Annotated in this window: 25 protein-coding genes; 8 read left to right on the top strand and 17 right to left on the bottom strand. The window is 45.7% G+C overall.

Annotated elements, in window-relative coordinates; genetic code table 11:
* Position 1: 1 nt before the first annotated feature.
* Positions 2-409: a hypothetical protein gene (locus tag AZI87_RS05240; RefSeq protein WP_063205336.1), complete on the bottom strand. Its 408-nt coding sequence runs from the start codon at positions 407-409 to the stop codon at positions 2-4.
* 238 nt (positions 410-647) lie between these two features.
* Between AZI87_RS05240 and abc-f the strand changes: the two genes are divergently transcribed.
* Together abc-f and AZI87_RS05230 are read left to right on the top strand one after the other, a co-directional pair.
* Positions 648-2183, top strand: coding sequence for a ribosomal protection-like ABC-F family protein (gene abc-f, locus AZI87_RS05235; protein WP_063205335.1), 1536 nt, complete (start codon positions 648-650; stop codon positions 2181-2183).
* Positions 2184-2315: 132 nt separating this feature from the next.
* Complete coding sequence (locus AZI87_RS05230) at positions 2316-3746, top strand: hypothetical protein (RefSeq protein WP_253696490.1); 1431 nt, start codon at positions 2316-2318, stop codon at positions 3744-3746.
* On the opposite strand, the gene AZI87_RS05225 is transcribed toward AZI87_RS05230, so the two are convergent.
* Both AZI87_RS05225 and AZI87_RS05220 read right to left on the bottom strand, forming a co-directional pair.
* Positions 3747-4550: a DUF2799 domain-containing protein gene (locus AZI87_RS05225; protein WP_063205333.1), complete on the bottom strand. Its 804-nt coding sequence runs from the start codon at positions 4548-4550 to the stop codon at positions 3747-3749.
* Positions 4551-6383 (bottom strand): ABC-F family ATP-binding cassette domain-containing protein, encoded by a 1833-nt coding sequence (locus tag AZI87_RS05220; protein WP_063205332.1) that lies wholly within the window; start codon positions 6381-6383, stop codon positions 4551-4553.
* 84 nt (positions 6384-6467) lie between these two features.
* Here AZI87_RS05220 and AZI87_RS05215 point away from each other — a divergent pair, with 84 nt between their 5' ends.
* Positions 6468-7448: a hypothetical protein gene (locus tag AZI87_RS05215; protein ID WP_155722495.1), complete on the top strand. Its 981-nt coding sequence runs from the start codon at positions 6468-6470 to the stop codon at positions 7446-7448.
* A gap of 40 nt (positions 7449-7488) precedes the next feature.
* Here the strand turns inward: AZI87_RS05215 and panD are convergent, their stop codons facing one another.
* From panD to AZI87_RS05185, 6 genes are read right to left on the bottom strand one after another with little or no spacing between them, the layout of a single operon-like run.
* On the bottom strand, positions 7489-7863 hold the full coding sequence (gene panD / locus AZI87_RS05210) for an aspartate 1-decarboxylase (RefSeq protein WP_063205330.1): 375 nt from the start codon (positions 7861-7863) through the stop codon (positions 7489-7491).
* Between the two features lie 16 nt (positions 7864-7879).
* Positions 7880-8650, bottom strand: a complete 771-nt coding sequence (locus AZI87_RS05205) for a type III pantothenate kinase (RefSeq protein ID WP_063205329.1) — start codon at positions 8648-8650, stop codon at positions 7880-7882.
* Complete coding sequence (gene coaBC, locus AZI87_RS05200; protein WP_063205328.1) at positions 8647-9912, bottom strand: bifunctional phosphopantothenoylcysteine decarboxylase/phosphopantothenate--cysteine ligase CoaBC; 1266 nt, start codon at positions 9910-9912, stop codon at positions 8647-8649. The genes AZI87_RS05205 and coaBC overlap by 4 nt, the downstream gene beginning before the upstream one ends.
* Entirely contained in the window at positions 9899-10654 is a 756-nt protein-coding gene (panC, locus tag AZI87_RS05195) for a pantoate--beta-alanine ligase (protein ID WP_063205327.1), read from the bottom strand. The genes coaBC and panC overlap by 14 nt, the downstream gene beginning before the upstream one ends.
* Positions 10651-11442 (bottom strand): 3-methyl-2-oxobutanoate hydroxymethyltransferase, encoded by a 792-nt coding sequence (gene panB, locus AZI87_RS05190; RefSeq protein WP_063205326.1) that lies wholly within the window; start codon positions 11440-11442, stop codon positions 10651-10653. The genes panC and panB overlap by 4 nt, the downstream gene beginning before the upstream one ends.
* A gap of 7 nt (positions 11443-11449) precedes the next feature.
* Entirely contained in the window at positions 11450-12172 is a 723-nt protein-coding gene (locus tag AZI87_RS05185; RefSeq protein ID WP_063205325.1) for a Rossmann-like and DUF2520 domain-containing protein, read from the bottom strand.
* A gap of 155 nt (positions 12173-12327) precedes the next feature.
* On the opposite strand from AZI87_RS05185, the gene AZI87_RS05180 reads away from it, so the two are divergent.
* The 3 genes from AZI87_RS05180 to AZI87_RS05170 are packed head-to-tail and all read left to right on the top strand — an operon-like array spanning position 12328 to position 14384.
* A complete protein-coding gene (locus AZI87_RS05180) occupies positions 12328-13062 on the top strand; it encodes a hypothetical protein (RefSeq protein ID WP_063205324.1) in 735 nt (244 codons plus the stop codon).
* A gap of 9 nt (positions 13063-13071) precedes the next feature.
* Entirely contained in the window at positions 13072-13662 is a 591-nt protein-coding gene (locus AZI87_RS05175; RefSeq protein WP_063205323.1) for a hypothetical protein, read from the top strand.
* Between the two features lie 11 nt (positions 13663-13673).
* Positions 13674-14384, top strand: a complete 711-nt coding sequence (locus AZI87_RS05170; protein ID WP_063205322.1) for an SDR family NAD(P)-dependent oxidoreductase — start codon at positions 13674-13676, stop codon at positions 14382-14384.
* Positions 14385-14484: 100 nt separating this feature from the next.
* Here the strand turns inward: AZI87_RS05170 and AZI87_RS05165 are convergent, their stop codons facing one another.
* The 8 genes from AZI87_RS05165 to AZI87_RS05130 form a co-directional block, all read right to left on the bottom strand.
* Entirely contained in the window at positions 14485-14985 is a 501-nt protein-coding gene (locus AZI87_RS05165) for an OmpH family outer membrane protein (protein WP_063205321.1), read from the bottom strand.
* Positions 14986-14999: 14 nt separating this feature from the next.
* Complete coding sequence (locus AZI87_RS05160; RefSeq protein WP_063205320.1) at positions 15000-15851, bottom strand: DUF4097 family beta strand repeat-containing protein; 852 nt, start codon at positions 15849-15851, stop codon at positions 15000-15002.
* Positions 15852-15860: 9 nt separating this feature from the next.
* Positions 15861-16433: a DUF1700 domain-containing protein gene (locus tag AZI87_RS05155; RefSeq protein ID WP_063205319.1), complete on the bottom strand. Its 573-nt coding sequence runs from the start codon at positions 16431-16433 to the stop codon at positions 15861-15863.
* Positions 16430-16747 carry a PadR family transcriptional regulator gene (locus tag AZI87_RS05150; protein WP_063205318.1) on the bottom strand — a complete coding sequence of 106 codons (318 nt, stop codon included), beginning with the start codon at positions 16745-16747 and terminating at the stop codon, positions 16430-16432. Before AZI87_RS05150 ends, AZI87_RS05155 begins: the two co-directional genes overlap by 4 nt.
* Positions 16748-16996: 249 nt before the next feature.
* Complete coding sequence (locus AZI87_RS05145; protein WP_063205317.1) at positions 16997-18370, bottom strand: HAD-IG family 5'-nucleotidase; 1374 nt, start codon at positions 18368-18370, stop codon at positions 16997-16999.
* Positions 18371-18377: 7 nt separating this feature from the next.
* On the bottom strand, positions 18378-18743 hold the full coding sequence (locus AZI87_RS05140) for a rhodanese-like domain-containing protein (RefSeq protein WP_253696481.1): 366 nt from the start codon (positions 18741-18743) through the stop codon (positions 18378-18380).
* A gap of 75 nt (positions 18744-18818) precedes the next feature.
* Entirely contained in the window at positions 18819-19751 is a 933-nt protein-coding gene (locus AZI87_RS05135; protein WP_063205315.1) for a hypothetical protein, read from the bottom strand.
* Between the two features lie 119 nt (positions 19752-19870).
* Positions 19871-21859 (bottom strand): M13 family metallopeptidase, encoded by a 1989-nt coding sequence (locus AZI87_RS05130; RefSeq protein ID WP_063205314.1) that lies wholly within the window; start codon positions 21857-21859, stop codon positions 19871-19873.
* Between the two features lie 163 nt (positions 21860-22022).
* Here AZI87_RS05130 and AZI87_RS05125 point away from each other — a divergent pair, with 163 nt between their 5' ends.
* Both AZI87_RS05125 and AZI87_RS05120 read left to right on the top strand, forming a co-directional pair.
* Complete coding sequence (locus AZI87_RS05125; RefSeq protein WP_063205313.1) at positions 22023-22538, top strand: hypothetical protein; 516 nt, start codon at positions 22023-22025, stop codon at positions 22536-22538.
* Between the two features lie 44 nt (positions 22539-22582).
* Positions 22583-23824 (top strand): DEAD/DEAH box helicase, encoded by a 1242-nt coding sequence (locus AZI87_RS05120; protein ID WP_301335608.1) that lies wholly within the window; start codon positions 22583-22585, stop codon positions 23822-23824.
* The last annotated feature ends 25 nt before the right edge of the window (positions 23825-23849 follow it).

Raw genomic sequence — 23849 nt, 5'->3', positions numbered from 1 at the left:
ATTATTGAATAGCCGTGCAGTAATATTCTGGCTGCTCGGCTCCTAAGTCTTCAACGCCACAGGCGATATTGCGGAGCTTTATGTGAGAAGCTCCGTTTTTTTCGCGAGAAACTGGGGCTCCTGCATTCAACAAAGTTAAAAAAAGCTCGGTGGCAGGTCGACCGTTGCATTCCACTTTTATAACGGGTTCGCCTTCTTCGCGTATATCGATAGATCTGCACTCTAGTTGCGGAAGATAGAATTCATAAGCATCTGGTCCGATTGATTTTTTGTATTCAGGGAAGGTGTGAGACAAAGCCCAATAAACCCATTCAGCATTCTCTAGGGCTGACTGGCGAGGTTTGTTTTGAGCAACTGAAGTCATGGGTGCCAGGCACAGTGCCATCGCAAGGATCTTGAATTTAGACATATAAATGTCCTCCGGGATATACCGATGGTTTAAAGAAGATGGCTTAAATACGCAATAGGCGCCTCTATTTGTGACATACATATAATCCTGGCCTGTAGGCTATTGAAAAAAAGCACTCGACTGTGTTAGTCTTGTTCAGTCGGGCTCTAAACCCGACGTCTATGAGAAATTAAATCCGTCATTATTCCTTATTCTAAGAACTTCTTAAGGCCTCTCAGGCTGTTGGACGGATATTATCATGCAAAACAATTTAATACAGGTGACTGGTCAGTCACTGAGCTTTGAGCTTCCTCAAGGTGAAGTGCTGTTTTCAAACATTTCATTTTCGTTAAACTCACTCCGCTGCGGATTGGTGGGGCCTAACGGTGTTGGTAAAAGCACGTTAGCCAAAATTATTGCCGGCGAGCTTGAGCCGACTTCAGGGGTCCTCTTGCGCTCGCATCCGGTGATTTATTTAACTCAGTTCGCGGAAACTGCGGATATCTCGGTAGGTGAGTACCTGATGGAGCTATGGCTAAGCCCTTATGCAGATCCCGCAATTTGGGGAGCTCTTTTACAAAACCTTTCTTTGGAATCTTCGCTCAAAAATTTGAGCGGAGGAGAATGGACGCGCGTTCGAATCGCCAAAGCCTTGGCTTCGCCCGCGGGACTTCTGATTCTGGATGAACCGACCAATAATTTAGACAAAGCTGGACGGCAGATGATTATTGATTTTGTGAAAGCCTATCAAGGAGCTTTGCTGGTCATTAGCCATGATCGGGAACTTCTAAATTATGTCGATACTATCTGGGAACTTTCCAACCAAGGTCTTTCGAGTTACGGCGGGAACTTCACGCATTATCAAGAATTAAAAGAAGCCGAAAGGGAATTGCAGCAAGTAAAAATCGAGCGGGCGCGCAAAGAAAAAAAGAAAATCGAAAAAGAGTATCACGAAAGAATGGACGCGCAGGAAAAACGCATGCGCCGAGGTCAGCGAGTCGCAGACAAGGGCGGTATCCCGCGTATCGTCGCGGGAGGTTTAAAAAGAAGAGCCGAAGTCACTCATGCAAAGGTTCACGTGCATGAGGAAAAGCGTGTGGAAAACGCGACAGAAGGGTTCCGCACTTTGCTGTCTCAGGCAAAAACGGAAACCCTCTTGGGGCTGGAACTTCCGGACGTGGCTTTACCCGAAGGGAAGCTAGTGATTGAAGTGGATGAATTTAACCTGCGCTATCCTCAAAGAGAAAATTTTCTTTGGGAAGAACCCATTTCCTTCTTTATGCGTGGAAACCGGAGATGGGCTTTGGCAGGGGCTAACGGAAGTGGCAAAAGTTCATTAATTCAGGCGCTTTTAAAAAAGTTGCCAGGGAATGTGGAACAAGTCGGCGTGGTCAAGCTGGGGGCGGTGACAGTGGCACTCTTAGACCAGAAGTATTCCTTGCTGGATCCGAATCTGACGGTGATGGAAAACGTGATGCAGACTTCTGCTTACGATGAAATTGAAACGCGCAACAAACTGGCCCGTTTTCAGTTCATGAAAGAAAAAGTGCACCAGCCGGTTGCTACACTGAGTGGAGGTGAAAAGCTGAAGGCGGGGCTTGCAAAAATCCTGCTGGCGGCACCGATGCCTCAGTTGCTGATTCTGGATGAACCGACGAACAACTTAGACCTGCAAAGTCTCGAAATTCTGGAAGCCGCCTTAAACGAATACAAGGGAGCTCTTTTGGTGGTTTCCCATGACGAAGTCTTCTTGGAAAACATCGGGGTTGAGGAGGTCTACCTTTTGCAATCTTAGCTAGTTCATATGCTGGCCCGTTGGTTGACCTCGCTCAGTCTTGTGTGTTTTGGCTTACTTAGCCTGATGGTTCTTCAGATGACGAAGAGGCCGATCTGTATTGATTCCAAGGTTGTCGAAAGAATTGACAGGGTGTCGGCCGATTCTTCTGAGAGCATCTATCGTTGTGCTTTGAATAAAAATGTCCCATTCAGTGCTTACTTCAGTGAGCAGGTGAAGGATTTGAATTATCGTGTGCAGCAAATGGAAAGGCTTCTTGAAAGCATCGAGCCTTTCTATAAGAAAGTGCAGCTAACGATTCTTGAAGACCGTCCTTACTTGTACCGCGTGCAAGGACATCAAATATATATCGGTGCAAAACTTCTGGAGGCCCCAGGGCATTTAGAAAAGGCGTTAGCGAAAATTTGGTACCGCGAACGTAATGAAGCCCTGTTTGCGCAGCAGATTTTAATGGAAGAAGTGATTACCGACTTTATAGTCTATCTCTTGAATGGTGATTTGGATTTAGGTGATCCGCAAACCAAGATTGCTACAGCACTTCGTAAAGTGCGCTGGCCTTTTGTGATCAAATCGGTCCCGGCTTACTGTGAATCTCCTTGGAAGCAGTCAGAGCACTTTGCTGTTTGCTTAGAGCACAAAGAAGATTTGTCCGTAGATCAGCAAGTCGTGGAGTTAAGTTTAAGGCCTCTTTTGGTGACGAGCTGGGTGAATTCATACAAAGGCCTTTCTAGCAGAGAAAGATTCAACTTCGTTCAGAATCTGCCCCGACTTCTGCGTTCCGAACATCAGCCAGCTCTACCACTGATTGGTATGCACCGATTGGCAGGTGTTCAAGAAACCACACTGCTTAAAGCGGCTGAAGCTATGAAGAATATAAATTCTTTTCTCGCTTCATCGCAGGCAATGAAGGATTCCGAAACGCATCGGATCTTTGCGGCGAATTTCACTAATGAGTTACGCAGTCACGGGTTTCAAGAGGCTTTTGCCGAGGCGTCCTTTGATCTTCTGTTTGTAAGCCCTACGACTTTGACGGAAAAATCCGCTATCTTTGCGCATTTTATGAAGATAGCCAAAGCTTCACCAAAGGTTCAGATTGCCTTACGAGATCAAGACAATCTTTGGATGCTGCCGTCACGTTTTCCAATTCCTTTAAAATCGTTTGGCCAGATTAAAGCCAACCGTACAGTGGTGGAAAAGTGTGGTGGGTATAACTTCAGTTATGTGATGGATTACGCCAACATCACTGAGAAGCTTTTGGTGGTGGATCACTGTGATACTAATAGAGAAATTCAGTATTCACGTTTTCTGAATGAAGGGGCCGAAGGTTTCGGCGCTCAAAACAAGGGTATCGCGTTTGTTCAGTTCCATTTGCCATCGCTCTTGATGAAGAAAAGTGAGCTTGAGCAAGTTTCTAACGTGTTTGAGTTTATTCAAAAGCGAGATGTGGAAAATCCCTCGTTCAAGAGCCTAGGTTGGCGCGAAGTTCACTGGAGTGAACAGGCCAATGCTTACCAACCCAAAGCCTATGTGGACGCGATTGAATGGTTCCGCGTTCCGAACTAATTACTCGTCTAAACTAGGAAGCTCTTCTTTAAATCCGGTGATTTCAGACAGCTTTGAATTCCTATTATTCTCGAGCTTCTTAATTTCGTTCTCTTTTCCAGAGATATCGTAGTTCAAAGAAGAGATATCTGAATTCAATTGGCTGATGCGATTTTCAATGTAACCCAATTGAGCGGGATTGTTATTTGCAACGAAAGCTTTTTGAGTCTCTAACGAATTCAATTCTCCGCGCAGGCCTGTCAGGCGACCTTTTTGAAAATTCAAATCTGACTTCATCGTGCGCATGCGATTGTCGAGCTCACGGACTTCGCTTTCTTTAGTCGAAATCAAAGTTTCAACATACTTCTTGCGACCGCGGCGATATTCTTTAAGAAATGCCGGTTCCATATCTTTTGGACAGATATTTTGATATTTCTTCCCGGAGGTTCCTGCTGTGAAGCCATAGGTTTTGTGGCAGTAAGCTGCGACGCCTTTTTTGTGCTCATTCAGCAAAACATTGATCTGAGGCCCTTCGCAAAGATCGCGCGAAAAGAAATCTCCGCTTTTTCCGACGTTATAGGCGTTGGTGTTGCTGCAGTAAATCTGCATGCCGTTTTTAAATCCCAAATCCAGTTGGGATTCTTGAATTTCTGCATCGACCTTGCGACATTCTGTGACCATGGCGTCGGCATTCAGCCATTTTCCGCTCAAGGCGACTTTTTTGCCATGTTCAAACCAGTTGATTGATTCACAGTCTTTGCGTTTGAAATAACTTGCACAAGAAACCAAACTCAAGGCCAAAGCCAGCAATATCCATCTCGACATTTATGATCCTACAAGTTGTTTTAGTTCTGTCTCGAAGTTTTGCTGATCTTCCATCGCCTGAAGCATAGAAGATTCCAGATCTTCGATTTGACCGCTCAGTTCATGCAGCTCTTTTGCAAACGTCGCTGCCTTGTCCCCAGAGGCCGTCATTAGTTTTTCGTTTAAAGAATCTCGCATTTGCCCTAATTGGGCAATCTTCTTGTCACAATCTTCAATCTGCTTTTGAGCTTTTTTGATCAAATTTTCTAAGCGTTTGCGCTCTTCTTTATAGTTAAACTTTGCGGGCTCGTCGCTTTTGGTCGTGCTTGCCCCTTTGCTGTCTGCCGCCTCAAAAGTTCTTTCTGCCAAGAAACCTTTTTGCAAACTCCAGACGTATTCATCATAAGTGCCAGGATAAAGAGTCAAAAGGCCATGATTCACTTCCAGGATTTTATTGGCAACACGTCCGATAAAACCTCGATCATGGCTGACGGTCACAATCGTGCCTTCGTATTTTTCCAAAGCCGTTGTTAGGGCTTCGACAGTATCGAAGTCCAGATGATTCGTAGGCTCATCCAACAAAAGGAGTGGGGATTTTTGCAAAAGAATTTGTCCCAAAGCCACACGGGACTTTTCGCCTCCGGAAAGCACTTTTACTTTTTTATGAACGGCGTCCCCAGAAAAGAGCAAGCTTCCTGCGATATTTAAAACATCTTGTTGAGTCACTTCTTTATGAGCGGTCGCAGCCATGGCCTCTAAAACAGTGTGCTCGGGATTTAAAGCTTCCGGTGTGTGCTGTGCGAAATAGGAGTAACTGACTTGATGGCCCCATTTGATGGAACCCTTCACTAAAGGAATCTGTTCGCCCAGTGATTTAAGCAAAGTAGATTTACCTGCACCATTCAGTCCGACAATACCCAGATGGTTCCCACGTTCTAAACGCAAAGAAACATTTTTAAGAACGACTTTTTCGCCATATCCGCAATCTGCATTCTCAATCTCCAAAATCATCTTTCCGGTTGGTTGCGCCGGTGGAATATGAATATGTGAATGAGTGGGAGCCGCTTTCATTTCTATGACTTCCATCTTTTCCAAGGCCTTCAGGCGGCTTTGCGCCTGGCGGGCTTTGGTGGCTTTCGCACCGAAACGTGTGACGAAATCCATAATGGATTTTCTTTTTGCCTGTTGGGAAAGAATTTGTTTTTGCAAAATCTCGTTCAACATCTGTTTTTGTTCGAAGTAGTCGTCCAGGCTTCCCGGAAACTTCACAATGTCGCCAGATTCAACTTCAAGAATATGGTCGGTGACGCGACGTAAAAACTCGCGATCATGCGAAATTAACAGAAAGGCGCCTTTAAACTCTTGTAAAAAGCTTTCAAGGACTAAGAGGGTTTCCAGATCCAAAAAATTCGTTGGTTCATCCAGCAGCAAAAGATTGGGTTCTTGGCCAATCAGATAAAGAAGCTTCACGCGCATGCGATAGCCGCCGCTGAGCTGTTTTAAATGCGATTGAAAATGCACTTCCGTCAAACCTAGCTTGAGTCCAAACTGCTTTAATTCCCAAAGAGGCTTGATGCAGTTTTTATCCAGGTATTCTTCCACCTTTTCGTCGACGTTCCATTCAGCTTCTTGTTCAAGGTATCCCAGCCGAAGTTGTTGGGATCGTGTGACGATTCCTTGATCCAGATGTTCTTGATCTACCAAAACTTTAAAGAGAGTCGTTTTGCCAGCGCCATTGGGACCGATGACCCCGACGTGTTCGCCTTCATTGATTGCGAAAGTGGCGTTATCGAATAGAATCTTTGGACCATAGGCTTTGTGGCCGTCCTGAAGCTGAAGAAGCGTAATACCCATCCGGCGACTGTATCATAGTGAAACAGGCCTCGTAAATAGCCCAGAAATATTCATGGAATTTGGGCGTTTCCCGATAAGTCCCTTATGGAGACAGGGACGTACATGCGCATCAAGATTCTAATTGTTACGGCAACATTTGCTCCAGCGCTTTCTTTTGCGCAAACAACGACGGCGGCTCCGAACCCGGCGAATGCCACTGCGATTTTCCAGTCCATGCAAGCGCAGCAAAATTACATGCTTCAACAACAAGCGGCTGCGGCGCAAACGGCGGCAAATCAAGCGCTGGCAGCTCAAGAAGCGCAAGCTGCAGCAACACAAAAACAAAGTATCTTTCAGCTGATCATGGGCTTCTGTACGAATATGTTCAGTGGTGGCGGTAAACAAAGTGCCATGGGCGCGGACTCGAAGAAAACCGAAGACAACTCTTATGACGTCATGGATGCAGCCTGGGCGGCGCGCGAAAAAGAAGGTTTTATTTACGAAAAGGATCTTGATCGCAACATCGCTCGGGAAGTTGGATCTGATGCCAGTGCAAAAATGGCCAAGGGTTGCGACAATTTTATTAATAAAGAAGGTCAGTTAGGTTCATGGGGATCCTACACTCTTCAACAGATTAAAGAGAAGCCAGACTCTTTCGGTGAAAATATTCCTGACGATATCACAAAGTGGTGTCCGAATTATCCAAAGATGTCTAAAGACCAGCGGGAGCTTTATTGGGTGTGGATTATCATGTCCATGGCTTCTTCAGAATCAAGTTGTAACCCACGAAATGACAATCCCAACGCGCCGAACGGAACCGCAATTGGACTTCTGCAAGTGTGGAAACCAGTATGTCCTAAAGCACGCGACCTTCACGTGCCTTATCAAAACATTCAATGTGGTATCGATTTGTTAGCGAAAGAATTGCAGAATCGCGACACACTGATGACGCCGACATCAAAAGGTCCTGAAGGAACTTATTGGGGCCCTTTACGCAGTGACGATTGGAACAAACGTCGTGGTGGCGATATCTCTGGGGCGCAAAAGACCCGCGCAATCATGAGTCAATACCGCTACTGTAAATAATCATCTTCAAGAAGGGCGGTTGTAAACCGCCCGGTGCTGATTATTTATTATTTTTTCTGTCTTCTTTGCGCTTCTCTTTGACGCGATTTTTAGCGTCTACGAAAACCACAGCAGGTTCGTGTTTTTTAGCTTCGTCCATATTCAGTCCGCAGTAAGCGCAGATGATCACCAGGTCTCCGCGTTGAACGTGGCGAGCGGCAGCTCCGTTAAGACAGATTTCGCCTTTTTTTCCTTTGATCACGTAAGTGGAAAAGCGGGCCCCGTTATTACAATTGTAAATATCTACGCGCTCGTTAATTAATAAACCAGAAGCTTTGATCAAATCCGGACAGACGCTGACGGAACCTTCATAATCAAGGTCAGCTCCCGTAACGGTGGCGCGGTGAATTTTTGCTCTTAACATTGATAAATTCATAGTGATTCCTAAATCCTTACGTATTGTATTGCAAAGCGATTAGCATGCCTTTTAGAACTAAATCCGGCACGATCTCATCAAAGATTTTTTCTTTTTCAAACAGGTAGGCAAAGCCACCAGTTCCAATAACGAGCGGTTTTTCTCCTTGGAAACATTCCTTCGTGATTCTATCACTTAATTCCCGGATCGTTCCTAAGTGGCCGTAAAAAAGTCCAGATTGAATGCTTTCCACCGTCGAGCGGCCTAAGGCTTCGTGCATAGAAACGATTTCAACTGAAGGAAGTTTCGCCGTTTTACTTTCCAAAGCTTCCATACAAAGGCGAAGACCCGCCACGATAGATCCCCCCAAGTAGTCTTTTTCTTTCGTGACGGCACAGAATGTGGTTGCCGTGCCCAAATCGACGATAATCAGGTTTTTCCCGGGGTAAAGGTGAGTCGCCGCAATTGTATTGGCAATGCGGTCGGCGCCGACCTCAAGTGGATTGCGGTACTTTACTTTCAATCCTGTTTTGACGCCTGCTTGGAGGATGAATGGATTGATATTGAAATACTTCATGCAAGCTCCACGAAGAGAATAAATCACCTCGGGAACGACACTGCAGATAGCGATTTGCTTGATCTTAGATGGATCATAGCCATTCTCACGAATAGCGCTTCTTAAAAAGATTCCGGTCTCATCAGAAGAAGCTCCGCTTTTGGAGTTCTTACGGAACGAAAGAACCATTTTGTCTTTATCAAAAAGACCGGCATAGATTTGAGTGTTTCCCACATCAAGACATAAAATCATAAAGTATCCTTAGGCATTAGCGCGTGGATCAATTCACTGGAAAGTCTTTCTAAGCTTTCGCAAGCCACTGCGCCCGATGGCGAGTGCAAAGTGAACTTATGTGTTTTGTTAACAATATCGATATCGGTCATGTCGTTATGAACGACGAAGTCCGCGTGAGAACCCTGAAACAACTTGTTTACGGCTTTTTGCTTTTCTTCGGTCGAAGCATGGCTGGTCAGTTTAAACGCGATGACTTGAAGGCTTTTATTTTTTGAATAGTCTTTCAAACGATCGACAATCTTATGATTGCGTTTCAAATGAATGTTCAAGTGGTCGGCATCCGAACTGACCTTTTTTACTTCGAAAGGACGATGTTTGACGCCATTGACTTCAATGCTATCGACGGAGTAGTCGCTGACTGCCGCTGCATGAATCACATGCGTGAATTCTTCGCTGGAAAGATAGTTTTTCATCTTTTCATCAAGGCTAGCAAAGCTCGTGAAGAAATCCTGTCGAGTCACGTGTTCGGCTTTTGCAGATCCATGAGCTTGCAACAATGTTACGTCAAAACCCATTTGCGTAAGGCTTTCGGCGATTGTCACACCTGTTTTGCCCGAGCTTAGGTTGCTGATAACGCGTACAGTGTCGATAGGCTCTTGTGTTCCGCCTGCCGTAACCAACACTTTGACTTTGCTGGCGGTTTTAAAGCTGATCGCTTCTGAAGGAACGGCGGCTCCTTTGTTCTGAAGCGCTTCCAGCGTGAATTTTAATATCAGATCAGGTTCAAGAAGTTTTCCCCAGCCTTCTTCGCCGCAAGCCAGTATGCCTGAAGCAGTTTCTAGAATCTGTAGTCCCATGTCGCGTAGGGTTTGCAAAGACTTTTGCGTCACCGGGTGCTTATACATGCTCGTGTTCATTGCCGGAGCAATAAGGAAAGGCTTCTTAAAGTCATGAGCGAGGAAAAGAGTTTGCACTAAATCATCGCCTACGCCCTGAGCGGCTTTATTGATAAAGCTGGCCGTCGCTGGAGCTACTAAAACAACGTCGGCCCATCTCATAAGATGAATATGGTCCATGACATTGCCAGCGGCATACATGTCGCTCACGACAGGTTTTCCAGTCAAGCCTTCAAGTGTCGCATTGCCAACGAATTTTAATGCCGAAGGAGTCGCTACAACCTGCACTTCGCAGTTTGCTTGAACCAGCCTAGAAACTACGTGGCAGGCTTTGTAACAGGCAATCGAGCCTGTCATAATAAAAAGGACTTTAGATTTCGACATTGTCTATCAACCTCACTTCGCCCAATTTCGCCGCGACAAAGCGGCGTGACCCCACGTCAGTGACGTAATCAACGGCAAAACCCTGAGCTTGAAGTTTTGCCGTAGCCTCTTCAGCACTTTTGCTTTCAGTTATAGCTTTGTATATGGCCGGTGCGATTCTTCTTTCTTCAGCCGTCAATCGAGTGTTGCGGGAGCTCATGGCAAGACCGTCTTGCTCACGCACTGTCGCGACGGGGACTATCTCCAGATTCATAAAAAAGGCATCCACCATTCCGCGAATCAAGGACAGCTGTTGGAAGTCTTTTTCACCGAAGTAAGCCTTGCTTGGACTTACCAGATTAAAAAGCTTCATCACAACTGACAAAACTCCGTCGAAGTGACCCGGCCGATGGGCGCCGTCTAAAAGTAAAGAATAGTCGTTCTCTGAAACCTTGTAGCGGTACTTATCCGGATACATTTCCTCATAGTTGGGGAAAAAGACCGCGTCGACGCCATTCATCTCGGCCATTGCAAAATCTTGCTCCCAGGTTTTTGGATACTTCGCCAGATCCTTCGGGTCGTTGAACTGCGTAGGGTTTACAAAAATGGAAAGGACGACCAAGTCGTTTTCTTTGCGAGCACGTTTGATCAACTCTTCATGGCCCGCATGCAAAGCTCCCATCGTCGGGACAAAGCCGATCGTTCCCACCTTGTTTTTTCGCCAAGCTTTCATTTCTGAAGGAGAGTGCAGAACTTCGCTCATGAATAACTCTCTTTCTCGGTTGGAAATTTTCCTTGAACGACTTCTTGATGGTAAGTGTTGAAGGCCTCTTTCATTGTTTCAAAACCATTGAAGTATTGTTTTAGAAATTTAGGTTTAAAACCCGGAGTCATTCCTAACATGTCCTGCAGAACCAGAACCTGGCCGTCACAATCTGGGCCTCCGCCAATACCAATAGTCGGAATCTCAAGTGATGCCGTGATTTCTTTGGCAAGATTTGAAGGAACACATTCAAGTACGATGGAAAAAGCGCCGGCTTCCTGAAGTTGCAAGGCGTGCTCTTTAATTTTTTTCTGAGCCTTTTCATCACGACCTTGAACTTTAAAACCACCCAGCTGATTTACTGACTGCGGGGTTAATCCTAAATGTCCCATCACTGGTACGCCCGAATCGACAAGGTGTCTTACGAGCTCAATATTTCCGGAAGCACCTTCAAGTTTTACCGCGTGAGCACCGGCTTTCATGATCTTTTCTACGTATGTCATGTTAGCAGTCAGGCCTTTGCGGTAACTCATGAACGGTAAATCACCTACAACAAACTTGTCTCCGGCTCCGCGCACGACGGCGGCAGTATGTAAAGCCATCATATTCACAGAGGCATTCAAGGTTGTTTTATGCCCGTGCATTGTCATAGCCAAAGAGTCACCCACTAATAGGCAGTCCACATCGCTTTCTGCTAGGATGCGTGCGAAAGTGTAGTCATAACAAGTGACCATGGATATCTTTTCTTTTTTTGCTTTCTTATTCTGAAAATCTAAAATGGTTTTCATAGCAGCCTCACTTTTGCGGGTAATCGGGCCAGTGGGTTTTTAAAAAGGCTTCGTACACAGGAAGATACAAGTCTTGGGAAAGCGCTTGTAAATTCGCGTGGACGGTTTCGGCATCCTTGCGCACTAAGGGGCCGGTCAAAGCCTGTGTTGGATTTTGAAAAGTATTTGCCAGAATTTTTTCGATGTAGAGGTGAGCCGCCTCAGCTGGAATATTCATCTCGGAAAATCCCTGCAACATTTTGTTCACAAGTAGAGTGACGAAGTTACCACCTAAAACGCAGTAAGCGTGATAACGTGCCTTTGCTTCGGGAGGCAGAACAGAAAAAGGATTCGTGAATACCGGAATGGCTTCTTGGAGGGACCGAGCTCCGGTTATCGTGAAATGAATCTTTTGATAAAACGAAAGATCATAAAGCTCGGGACCAAAAGTCATCAACGGGTGCGCCGCGATCATATCTTCAAAATGATGAGCGCCTGAAAAGTGCACGAAGACTTTATCATGACCGGCTAGATGTTGACGGTAAAATCCTAAGAGCGCCGAATCACTTATCGCGAGCAAGACGTGAGAAGATTTCGCGACTTTTCTTGCTAGCGCGTGGGGGTCTTGCGAGCGATCCCAAGTTTCAAAATGTTGATTGAGTAAGTGAAAATAATAGCCCAAGTGTCGGGCGACGCGGCCAGAGCCAATAATTAAATAAGAAAAAGAAGAATTTGTATTCGTCGCCTTCATATAAGTGGGTACCTGTCCTAGGGATCAAGTCCTATGTAATGTTCGCAACCTAGCATAATTCTAACAGATTACAATGAGGATTGCCACGCTGCGACGAATGGCGTGCGTAGCGCCGTAACTAGACTTCGCTCATATTCTGCGCGACCTTCGGCCCCATGAAATACATTTATTGGGCTTGTGCTACCGCCGTGATCGCTTTGGGTATTTATTTTGCGATGAATTTCTCTATTCAGCCGCAAAGCATTCCCAAGATCAAATTTTCTCAAGTCACGACTCCGGAAGAGTTGGGAAAGGGTGTCTACGAACGTCTTCGCTTAGAGGTCAAAGAAGCGCCGGTTGTTTTGTTCGGTGTCACTCCTAACCAAATCGAAGACATGGAGCTTCTGCGCGGATTCTTTGAAGCCAATCAAGAGGCCGGATCCAAATATGACGTGATCGTGGTGGAGCCCATGTTGCCTTATGTGGAGCTTTTTAATTCCAACATGCGCGTGGATATCAAAAACGAAATGGATCGCTTCGTGGACGGCGTAAAGAAGGCTCGAGAGCAGGGTTTGCGGGTGGCAGCCATCGTGCCTAACATTTATTCTTCGCAACTATTAAAGAAAAATCCTGCCAATCGTTTGAAAGAAGAGTACAAGCTCGATGTAGTCAGTTTTTCTGTCACGAAGTTTCCGGTGACTCGTCAGCAAGAAGAGTCCTTCGAACCCAAATGCGTGATCGAAGAAGGTAAAGATTTATCGGGTACAGGTCCATTGGGGTGCATGATTCAAAACATCGCTCGCAAGACCTACCGTAAGAAATTTGAAGACAATAAATTTTCGGGAATGATGGAACAAACGGGTGCGAAAGATTACATCATTTTGTTCAACCGCAATGCGGGTTCTCGATAGGGGGAAATTATGAAAATGTTCGTAGCCGCTTTAACAATGGCTTTGTCTTTCAATGCCGTTGCCGGCAGTAATTTGGAAGGCACATGGATGAGCGAAGACGGTCGCGCGACGGTTCGCTTGGTTGAATTCGATGGTCTTTTGACTTTGAATACTCGCAGCTATTACTACAATGGCGCACCTTCTGATTATTTCTTTTCTTTCCGCGTACCGAAAAATCGTGATGTGCAACCAGGAGAAATTCTTGAAGGTCGCATCCGCAGCATCGACGGCTTCTATGGTTGTCTTTTTGAAGAGCCCGCAAAAGCTCAGCTGACTCATGATGGCCGATTGAAACTTCATTATCCACTTCTTACATTCCATCGTGAAACTCGTTCCGTTGTGGATCGCGACGGCCGTGGTGGTTATCGCCGTGTCGTTGACTGGAACGGTTGGGGCTGGGTTGAAACCGTTTATCACTTTCCTATCGAGCGCTGGCGCGTGATTTCCAGTGAGTGTGTGATTGATGCACGCAACTGGTCTACGGGTGTGTTAGTGCCGGTTCCCGTTGATGGCGGTGGCGGCGGCGCGGGCCCTGACTTCCCAGTTCCACGTCCTCAGTAAGGAAAAAGTTCATGAAAAAGATTGCTATCGTCACCGGTGCAAATCGTGGTTTGGGTCTTGCGACAAGTGAGGCCCTGGCGCAAAGAGGTTTCAAAGTGGTGATGGCCATGCGAAATCCCGATAAAGCTCAAAAGCAGATCAATGCCTTCAAAATGAAGGACTTGGATGTTGTTCCGATGAAGCTGGATCTTTCGCAGGAAAAAAGTATTAATGAATTCGTTGAAAATATCCGCAAAGATTTTGGCTTTGTGGATGTTCTTGTGAATAACGCCGGAATTCTTATTGATAGTGAGGACGGTGGAAATTCTTCTTTATTTAAAACAAAAGCTTCCACAATCCAAAAAACATTTGCGACGAACACGTTAGGTCCTTTTTTGCTGACGCAGAAAATTTTTCCGTTGATGCAACAAGAAGGCTACGGGCGTATTGTCAATGTCTCAAGCGGAATGGCTCAGCTGTCAGTTCCTCAAAACGCTTCAGCGTCTTACCGTATATCTAAAACGGCTCTGAACATGGTGACGAATCTTTTTGCTTCGGAAGTTCAAGGTGCTGATATCTGCGTGAACTCTGTATCGCCTGGCTGGGTGCGTACAGACATGGGTGGCCCGCATGCAGACCGTACGGTAGAGCAGGGAATTAAAGGCATCATCTGGGCAGCCACTCTTCCTAAGGGTGGTCCTAACGGTGGCTTCTTCCGCGATGGCGATCCTTTGCCTTGGTAAAAGGTGCCTAGGGACTTTTTACGCTCGCGTTCATTTTAAATAAAAAAGGGAAGAAGGTGCAACTCCTTCTTCCCTAAAACGAAAGGAACGCGGGAACAACCTATTTTTCTTTTTCGTAAGCCTTCACCACATCTTCAGTGAGATCCACTTCCGCGACCGAGTAGACGATCATGCGCGTGTCCTGAAGAACCATGGTAAATCCTTTTTCTTTTGAAACCTGAGCGATGACTTTTTCCATTTTTTCTAAGATAGGAGCCGTCAGCTGCTCTTGCTTCTTTTGGATCTCGTTCTGACTTTTCGCCATGGAATCACGAAAGGCCATAACGGCTTTTTGATATTCTATTTGTTTTGCCTTGAAAGCCTCTTCAGACATCACGGCTTTTTTCTTTTCAAGGTCTTGAGCCATGGTCTTGAGCTCAGCTTCTTTTTTCTCGAAGTTTTTCTTTTCAGATTCGAATTGCGCATCTAGTTCTGCCGTCGCTTTTTTTCCAGCCGAAGTAGCTTTGATAGCTTTTTGCATATCAACGAATCCAATTTTTGCTTCAGCCATCGCTGTCATTGCGGCAAGAACAAGAGCACCTGTAATTAAAAGATTTTTCATAAGACCTTCCTTAGTTATTCAATCTCGATATCGCCACTCGTTGTGGAAACACTCACACCGATGTTGCCATTTTTATTACTGCCGTGGCTATTATGAATTTCGCCAGAGACAGATTTTAATGAGAAGCGAAGTTTATCTGACGGGGCCATTTTTATTTTCACATCGCCTGAAATTGACGTAAAAGCCACCTCTGCCGGAGTCAGTGTCGATACTTCTAGATCTCCACTGACCGACTTTCCAGTCACTTTCTGAGCTGAGATGTCTTCGGCTTTGATATCCGCAGAGACACTGTGTAGAGCGATGGATTGCGTCTGAATCTGTTTTAAAATCACATCACCAGCAACGGTTTTAATCGCCAATTCATCGGTAAGCGTGTTTTCCATCACAACATTTCCGTTGACGGTCACGATGTCGATATTCTTCGCTAACGAAGGGGGAACTTCGATTCGCACGTCAAGCTCGCTGGTCGCCTCATCTTCAGGCTGCTGAATAATGATTTCGTCTGCTTGAACTTCCGTTTTTAAAAGGCGGGGGGCTTTGCTTTTATCTAAACGTCCGGTCGCTGAGACGATGATGTTTTCGCCGATTCCTTTTTTAAAGGACACCGTGGCATTGATCGACTTAAATGAAACTTTCTTTACGGGAGGGGCAAAGTTCCATGTGTCTTTAGTTTCTTCCCAGCCAGCGTCTGCTTTGCTGATGCCACCGACGTGAATACGTACGTTGTAGTTGTCTTCGATTTTACTTAATAAAGTGGGATCTTGTTCGTAGGCTTTACTTCCGGCATAGGTAGCAAGACTCAGGCAAGCCACCGTCCAAATTGTAAACGCGATAAAGAACTTCCCAAATAGACCCAGAGATTTCATTTGAGGCTCCTATTTTTGTAGAATGAATTTTAAATTCCACTGCAGATAGCTGATGATCGCTAACACAATGTACTTAGTGATGACGAACATCACCATGCCACCAAGAATCGCAAGACCAAGAAGGCCAAAGCTTGTCGACAGTCCCGTGACCCACGCCCAGGCCCCTGCAGAGACGGTTCCTAAAAAAGGCAGCATCGAAAGAAGTGCAAGACTCGCGGATCCGATAGCTACAGAGACCGCCCAGCCCGAAGCCAGCAGAGCGAAAATCACAACGCCGGGAATAAAAAGAATCAGGAAATTAAAAGGGGCGATCACCAATAAACGGCCAATCACCGTCACTGCCAAACTTAAGTTAAATCCCTTTTCCGGATTTTTGATTTCGCTGATCAAGCTTTCGGTTTGATATGCTTTAGCGATGACGGAGGGAAAGCCTAAACCTTCGCAAATTTCCACTTCCGTTTTGCCTTTGCTAAGGCCATGCACAAAATGTTCTTCGTAGTCTGTCAGAATATCTTGAACATTTTGAACTTTGTTTTTTTCAAGCTCCTCTTTCAGATTTTTTAGAAACTCTTGTTTCGTCATATAATGTCCCTGCCAATTAATTTTTCGATTTGTTGATTGAATTCCACCCACTGCTTGAACTGTTCCTTTTGGAACTCTTTACCTAGCTTGGTAATCCGATAGTATTTGCGCGGAGGTCCTTCCGAGGATTCCTGCAGGTAGGTTTCAAAATATTTTTCCTCGGTCAAGCGGCGCAAAATGGGGTACAGAGTGCCTTCTGAAATTTCTAAAACCTTAGAAATTTCCTCCACCAATTCATAGCCGTAGTAGTCTTTGCGACCGATCAGGGTGAGCACCGAAAGTTCAAGCACACCTTTTTTAAACTGAGCATTCATAACAACGCCTTTCCAGTACCAAGCTATGCTAGGTACTGTGTAATGTAAAGTACTAAGTTTTGTACAGTACTAGAGGTCCGGGCTAATTATTTGAAATTAATGAGATAACGCCGAGTGCCAATTGAGTGGTCGCGGTTTCTTTGGGGGGGTATTAGGGGTTGCGGTTAAAGTCGCTATCGCCTTTGGGCAAAAAAAAGCCACTCCTAAGAGTGGCTTTGCTGCGGTGTAGACCCAAAAAAGAAGCAGGCACTAGTAGATTTCGTGGGCTAGTGGGCGGCGTGGAGCGCGGAAGTAGGTTCTTGGAGATAGATCCAAGAGGTCACCGAGCTTTTCCATGTAGACGCAGGCGTAACGATCAAGCTGATAAGCGAAGTAACTTTCTTCGTTACCGGCTCTCATCAATTGACCCCAGTTGCCGTTATACATGGCTTGCTGCTTTTTGATGAGCTGGCTGATTTGCGCATCGATTTCAGAAATAGTTTTCTGAAGACCATCGATTTGCGTGTCGTTGATGTTCGCGGCTTTTTCAATTTTGCGAGTCATCAAGTCTGTCAGTTCATCTTCTAAAGGCTCTTTCTTTTTCATCAAGACTTCGATTTCCTGATTCAAAGGTTCGGCTTTTTTATTGTTGTTCACTTCGTCATCCAACTCTTCAATGACCATAGCTGTTCTCCAGTTACAGTCCTTTTTCAAGCGCAGGATGTCGCCATAGATATGGTCGCCGATGTACAGAATGTCGTCTCCGGCAAGCTCTAGGTCGGCGGTGAATTTCTTCGCGTTACCGCCTTGATAAATACCTGGAGTCAGTTTTCCTTCCATGTTCGTCATTGTGCCATCTTCTGGATTCACACGAAGATATTTTTGGCTTTCATAGAAAAACTTTGGTTTGGAAGCAAACGTGATCACGAACTCAAACAGATCTTGCCAAGATTTATGTTCTTTCAAGAAAGGTTGAATCGCGTAATCCAACAACAATTTCGTGTAATGGAAATCAGAGTTCGTCAAAACGAAGATCTTCTTTCCGTGTCGACGGAACTTTTCAAGGCCTGCAACGAGCTCTGGATCTTTAATGATGTAGTGATCTAGATTTTTCTTAACAACGTCTTTCAAAGAACCGTCGCGATGAGCTTCATCCAAAGCATCCAACACGTCGTCGGCGATTTGTGAATACTCAGGATACTTGCTTCCAAGATCCGTGTCTTTAAGCTCAACGATCTGAGCGATCAAGTTCGCCAAAGAGATTGAAAACGAAGTGTCGACAGCCAAATAGTCTGAGTTGCTCAAGTCGATGTAAGTCGACTTGTAAAGTTTTTGATGGCTTTTGAAGTCCAACGGTTTTAATCCGTGGTAACTGGCGCGAATCGCCGTGTAGCGATTCAACTTCAAAAGATTTCCCATCTTACGATCGATCACCAGACCGCGAATCGCATAGTTGTAGTCAAACGTCAGCTTGCGCAAAGTTTCTGGATAACCACGCTTGATCAATTTTTCGATCATGGTTGTGTGAGAAAGGCGTTCAAAGTTTTCACTGTTATAACGAACCAACGTGTGGTCCATATCAACGCCGATGTAACGAATCTTTTTTAGATTCAAAGTTCTATTAACAAATACTTTTCCTGGCATATTTTTTCTATCTTTCAACAGGCAATTGAAGGTGGTTCCAAAGCATCATTCCACCTTGCATATTATAAACGTGAGTAAGGCCATTCATTTTTGCAAAAGCTGTGGCCTGAGCAGAGCGACCGCCACTTTTGCAAATGAAGACCACAGTTTGGTCTTTAGGTAAATTTTCAAGATGATCGGGAAGAGTGTTCAGAACCACAAGTTCTGAACCCGGGACGTGACCCAGTTCGCCCGTGTACTCGTCGGGTTGACGAACATCAATAAGCTTCACATCGGCCATTAGCTTTTGTAATTCCGCCGGTGCGATGTCGTAGACTCCCTCATAATGAGGATTTTCAGTTTTTGTTTCGAAGTTCACTAACTTCACTGTCACAGATTCCTCCTGCGTCACAGCCAAGATTCTTAGCATAACAGGACTTGCTTTGAAATGCAGCAAAGAGAGGCTTTTTTATTGGGGTGCAGCAGTGGCGGAAGTTACACAGCGGAAACCCACGTGAGTATTTGAGTACGAGGGTGAATTGTCGAGGTCTACAGCGAAAACTCCGGTGTCAGTTCCATTATAAAGGCTTCCGCCCCGTGCGATCGCTCCACCCGGTCCATTAATCCAGGCAAAACCCATTCCGCAATATTCGTTCGAGTTAGGACTTGCACAAACTAAAGAGCTTGAGGGCGCAAACAAAGTAGCAAAACTTCCGCCCAGTCCCACCAAATCAGCGATGTAGTCATTGCTTGAAGCGCCGGGATCGGTGAAGTTTTCTTTGTTCCACTCCCAAGAGTTCCCGGCGAAATCCCAAAGCACTTCGCCATTAGACAGTTGGTGAGTTCTTCGGTTTTCATGCCACAGGCTGGGACTGCAGATGGCGTCTAATGACGCTTGTGAGTCTGCGGCCCCGGAGCTATCGAAGTCATAGCCATAACAAGGATGATCGTCTCCACCGGCCTCAAGCAGACTTCCGTAAGAGTTGTCAAAGTGACCGCGATTCAAAGCTCCCGAAGTAACGGCTCCAGAACTCCAGTTCGCCGTAGTTTCAGTGATGTTGATGGCGATCTTATTCCATTGAGCCGTGCTGATAAGGTCGTAGTCAGAACCCAAAGCCTGACAAGCGGTGACCGCATCGTCGCGATCGATATTTCCCCAGGGAGCACCACCAGCTTGAGATGTGGCAACGCCAGCCACGTCTTTCATTTCGTATTTTGCGACACAAAATCCTGGCGGAGTTTCGCTGGCAGAAGGTGGCACGTAAACATAACCCGTGGGACATGAATACTGAATGGCGTCCTCGGAAGGAATTTCCGTGAGTGCATCCGTCACTTTCTTAAGATCCAAGCTGCACGCACTCAAAGACATGAGTAAGACAGAGTAAAAGAATATACGTACCATGATCTTCTTATCGGCTTCTTGACACAGCCCACGAGCTTTTCAAGGCACTTTCGCTTAAAAATGATGAAGAGTAGAATCCAAAAAAAAAGCCGCTTCATTTTGAAGCGGCTTTTGTCTCATTACCAGATCTGCACTCGGTCTTTTGGATCTAAAGTCATTTTGTCGCCAGGCTTGCACTGGAAGGTTTCAGCAAAGGCCGGCTGATGTTTTACTTGTTCATTGATACGAGCCCATCCCGCAGAGTGCGGATCCGTTTTACGCATCAACTTTTCAAAATCAGGGCGGATCACTGTGCACCACAGGCGGCCATAGGCTATGAAGAAATCTTTTTTATCTTTTTCAGTTCCTTGGCCCTTAGGGAAGGCCGCATTGTAGGCAAACGTCAAACCGACAAGATCGGCGACGTTTTCACCTAAAGTCAGTTTTCCGTCATGACCGATTTGATTGAACTGATCGATCATCTTTTGCCCACGCAAGTTGAACTCCATGATGTCTTTTGTGGTCATCCACTGACGAAGGCGACCTTGAGAATCATATTTTGATCCGCTGTCATCGATACTGTGACCCAATTCATGTCCCATCACCGCGCCAACGGCGCCTAAGTTTTCAATCACTGATCCATCTTTGTCGTAGAACGGATATTGAAGAATACCAATGGGCAGAACAAATTTGTTTTCATTGCTGCTGTAGTACGCATTCACGGTCAACGGTCCCATGCCCCAAGCATCCTGATTGGCGGGCTCGCGAAGCTCTGTCATGTTCTTTTCCCAGCGAGCTTCATTGTAGGTGTGCATATTTTGCACGTAGTTCGTTTTTGAATATTTACGAAGAGGAACGAAATCCCACTCTTTGTCTGTGTGAGGCTTCACCAGTTGCAAACGCGCCGTCTTAATTTTTGCGATGGCCTCTTTTTTTCCTTCTTTAGAAAGCCATTTATTTGCCTCTAGACCATCCAGGATACTTTGACGAATACGCGCGCCCACTTCGTTGACTTTGCTTTCGTCGAAATGAGGAAAGACTTTGTCGACCAACGCAGCATCAATTTCTTTCATGAAGTAGTTGCCCGCTGTTGTCGTGCAACGCTCTTGACGGTCCGGACGCTTCTCGGGACCGCCGAAGAACTTCTTTTCAAAATTGAATCCGGCTTGGAAAAACTTCGGGTAGCCGTCGTCCATCTGATCGCCCAAAGCTTTATACAGATAAACGTCTTTCCACACTTGCAAAGGAAGCTTGTCTAATTGCGCGTTAATAAAATCCAAAGATTCGGGGATCGGCGTATTTACAACCACTTCAGGGGGGATTTTATCAAACAGGGGTTTTAAATAAAGCTGCGGATACTTTTTTAAAAGATCTGCTTGAGAGCTGACACGTTTTTCGCTCCAACGCTGATGGCGAACGGCCGTTACCGGATAAGTTTTAATAAACTCTTGTTCAAATGCGACCATCGCTTTTGCACGCGCCTGAGCATCCGCCTTTTTTACTTTGGGCTCGATGTTTTGGATGAACATGGTGAGTAAGGATTCGTACTCTTTCAAAAGCTCTGGCTGCTCATAATACTTGTGATCAGGAAGAAGCATGAAATTGGCATACAGCATGGCATCCATTTTTTTCGGATTGTCCAAATTCGGAGAAGCCCACAGATAAACCATGTTGCCAAAACCCTTTGGCAAATTTTCATGAGAGTAACGAACTAATTCTTCGGTGGTTTTAATTTTACCAATCTCGTTCACCATGCGAACGACTTCGGCTTTTTCGTCTTTGGCTTTCGCTGACGTATTCATGCATGACATGTAAACATCGCGGATCTGTTCGCTGCGCGAATCCATATTTTTTTGCGCAGGAAGGTCCTTCATGAATTTCTTTTTAACTTCCAAAAGACGTTCTCTAGAATCATTGAAGGCAAAGGTGTGGCTGCGGCGATCGGGGCGCAGTTTGAATGAAGCCTCCGCTTTTTCACAGACATATTTGTGAAAGTCTTCACAGGGACTGACATCGGTACTCAATGGGAATGATCTTTTTTCAGGGATGTCAGAAGAGGGGGCCGCTGTTTTTGCGGATTTTGCCTGTGCTGACAAAATGAGGGTGGAGGCCAATAGAAGTTTTAACATGCTTGAGTTCCCACATTGGAAAAGGTTGTTCGTTTGTAAATCGTAAACCTGCCTAAATTCATTTAAAAGGCCTTTGGGGCTATGATCGAGGGCGTTATCAACAAGTTAATCAATTTTACTTACCCGGAAACTCGCGGTAATCGAAAAGGAAAGGGGATCTCTTATGAAAAAATTTGTTTTGCTCCTCGTAGCAACATTGGCTTTGACGGCTTGTAAGACAGTCAAAATTGAAAATGGCGAAGTGCCGGATGAATATCTGTCTCGCGCGAAAAAAGTAGAAGGCGTTTATCAAGGCTCTTTCGAAGGACGTCGTGGTGAATTGGCGATCACGTTTCAAGGAAACAGACCTGTTCTTACTTACAAAGATGCTCGCGGTGATAGTTTCGTGATGCCTCAATGCCAATCTTCTGTAAACGATTTGAAATGGGCGTACGTGACTCGCAAGGGTGTTGTTGAATCGGTGGGATTCTACTTTGATCCAGGCGTTTGCTTTATGGATGGACGTGAGGTTGTCTTGAGTTTCAGCAACAACTACAACACGATCCACGTCAGAATCTTAGATCGTCGTTATTTTGACCGTCATTGTCGTTGGGAAGTCGTAGATCCACGCGTGGGTCCTCGCGAAATCTGCGAGACTACGCAACGTGAAGTCAATTTGAACGGTAAATTCTCTCGCTAAGCTATTGAAGGAACGATCGTGTCTGTGGCATGATCGTTCCATTCATGTCAAAAACTCCTGTCGACCTTTCTCCTGAACAATCTGGCGCTCTGGAACTTCTTCGTTCCGGCGAAAATGTTTTTCTTACAGGCGGAGCCGGCAGCGGCAAAAGTTTTCTTATTCGTCACTTCATGAAAGAGCTCGATCCCAAGTCCATGCCGATTTTGGCAAGCACTGGGGCCGCGGCTGTTCTTTTGGGCGGACGAACCTTTCACAGCTTCTTTGGACTAGGAATTATGGAAGGCGGACCCGACGCCACCTATGCTCGGGCTTCTAAAGATACAAAATTAATGGCTCGTCTTCGTAAGGTCGAAGGCGTGATCATCGATGAAATTTCCATGATTCCCGGACAAGCTTTAATGATTGCCGAAGCTCTTTCGCAAAGGGCGCGCGAGTCAAAACTTCCTTGGGGAGGCATGCGCATTATTTCTGTCGGAGATTTTGCGCAGTTACCACCCGTTACCCAAACAGGGCAAAGAGATTGGTGTTTTATGAACGCCGTCTGGCACCAAAGCGGCTTTCAAAACGTCAAGCTGTCTCACAATCAACGTGTCAGTGATAATTTATTTCTAGATATCTTAAGTGATGTTCGTCATGGGCTGACGACAGAACGCGTGCGGGATTTCTTGAACGAGCATTTGCAAGAGCACGATGAAGATCATCCGGGAACGAGGCTTTTTCCTCGAAAAATTGCGGCGGATAGTTTCAATCAGAAGAAATTACGCGAGCTCGATGAAGAAGAGATCACGATTGATTCCATTTACTTTGGAACCGAAAAGCATATCGAAATTCTTCAGAAGTCAGCTCCCGTGCCTTTAAAGCTGGTTCTTAAACTCGGTTGTCGCGTGATGTTTTTGCAGAACGATCCGCAAAAGCGCTGGGTGAACGGGACTCGCGGTGTGGTCACCGATATTACGGCTGACACTGTGATGGTTAAAAAAGACGGGGGTCGTGAGGTTCAAGTCGAAAAAACTTCCTTCGCTATTCAGGATGCTGAAGGAAATATCATGGCGCAAGTGGTGCAATTCCCCTTAACGCTGGCTTACGCCACGACAATTCACAAAAGTCAGGGAGCGACGTTGGATGACTTGTGGTGTGACTTAAGTTCACTGTGGGAGCCCGGTCATGCTTACGTGGCTTTAAGTCGATTGCGTTCCTCAGAAGGACTGCATCTTATCGGCTGGAATCCGCGCTCTATTATTGTGGATCCGAAAGTCTTGGATTTTTACAAGCGTCTAGAAAATTAGATTCCGCCGTCTGCTGACAAACACA

This window comes from Bdellovibrio bacteriovorus, assembly GCF_001592745.1.
In the GTDB taxonomy this organism is placed as follows: Bacteria; Bdellovibrionota; Bdellovibrionia; order Bdellovibrionales; family Bdellovibrionaceae; genus Bdellovibrio; species Bdellovibrio bacteriovorus_B.
Note: the sequence above shows the minus strand (reverse complement) of the source record. Positions and strands in the feature narration are given on the sequence as shown.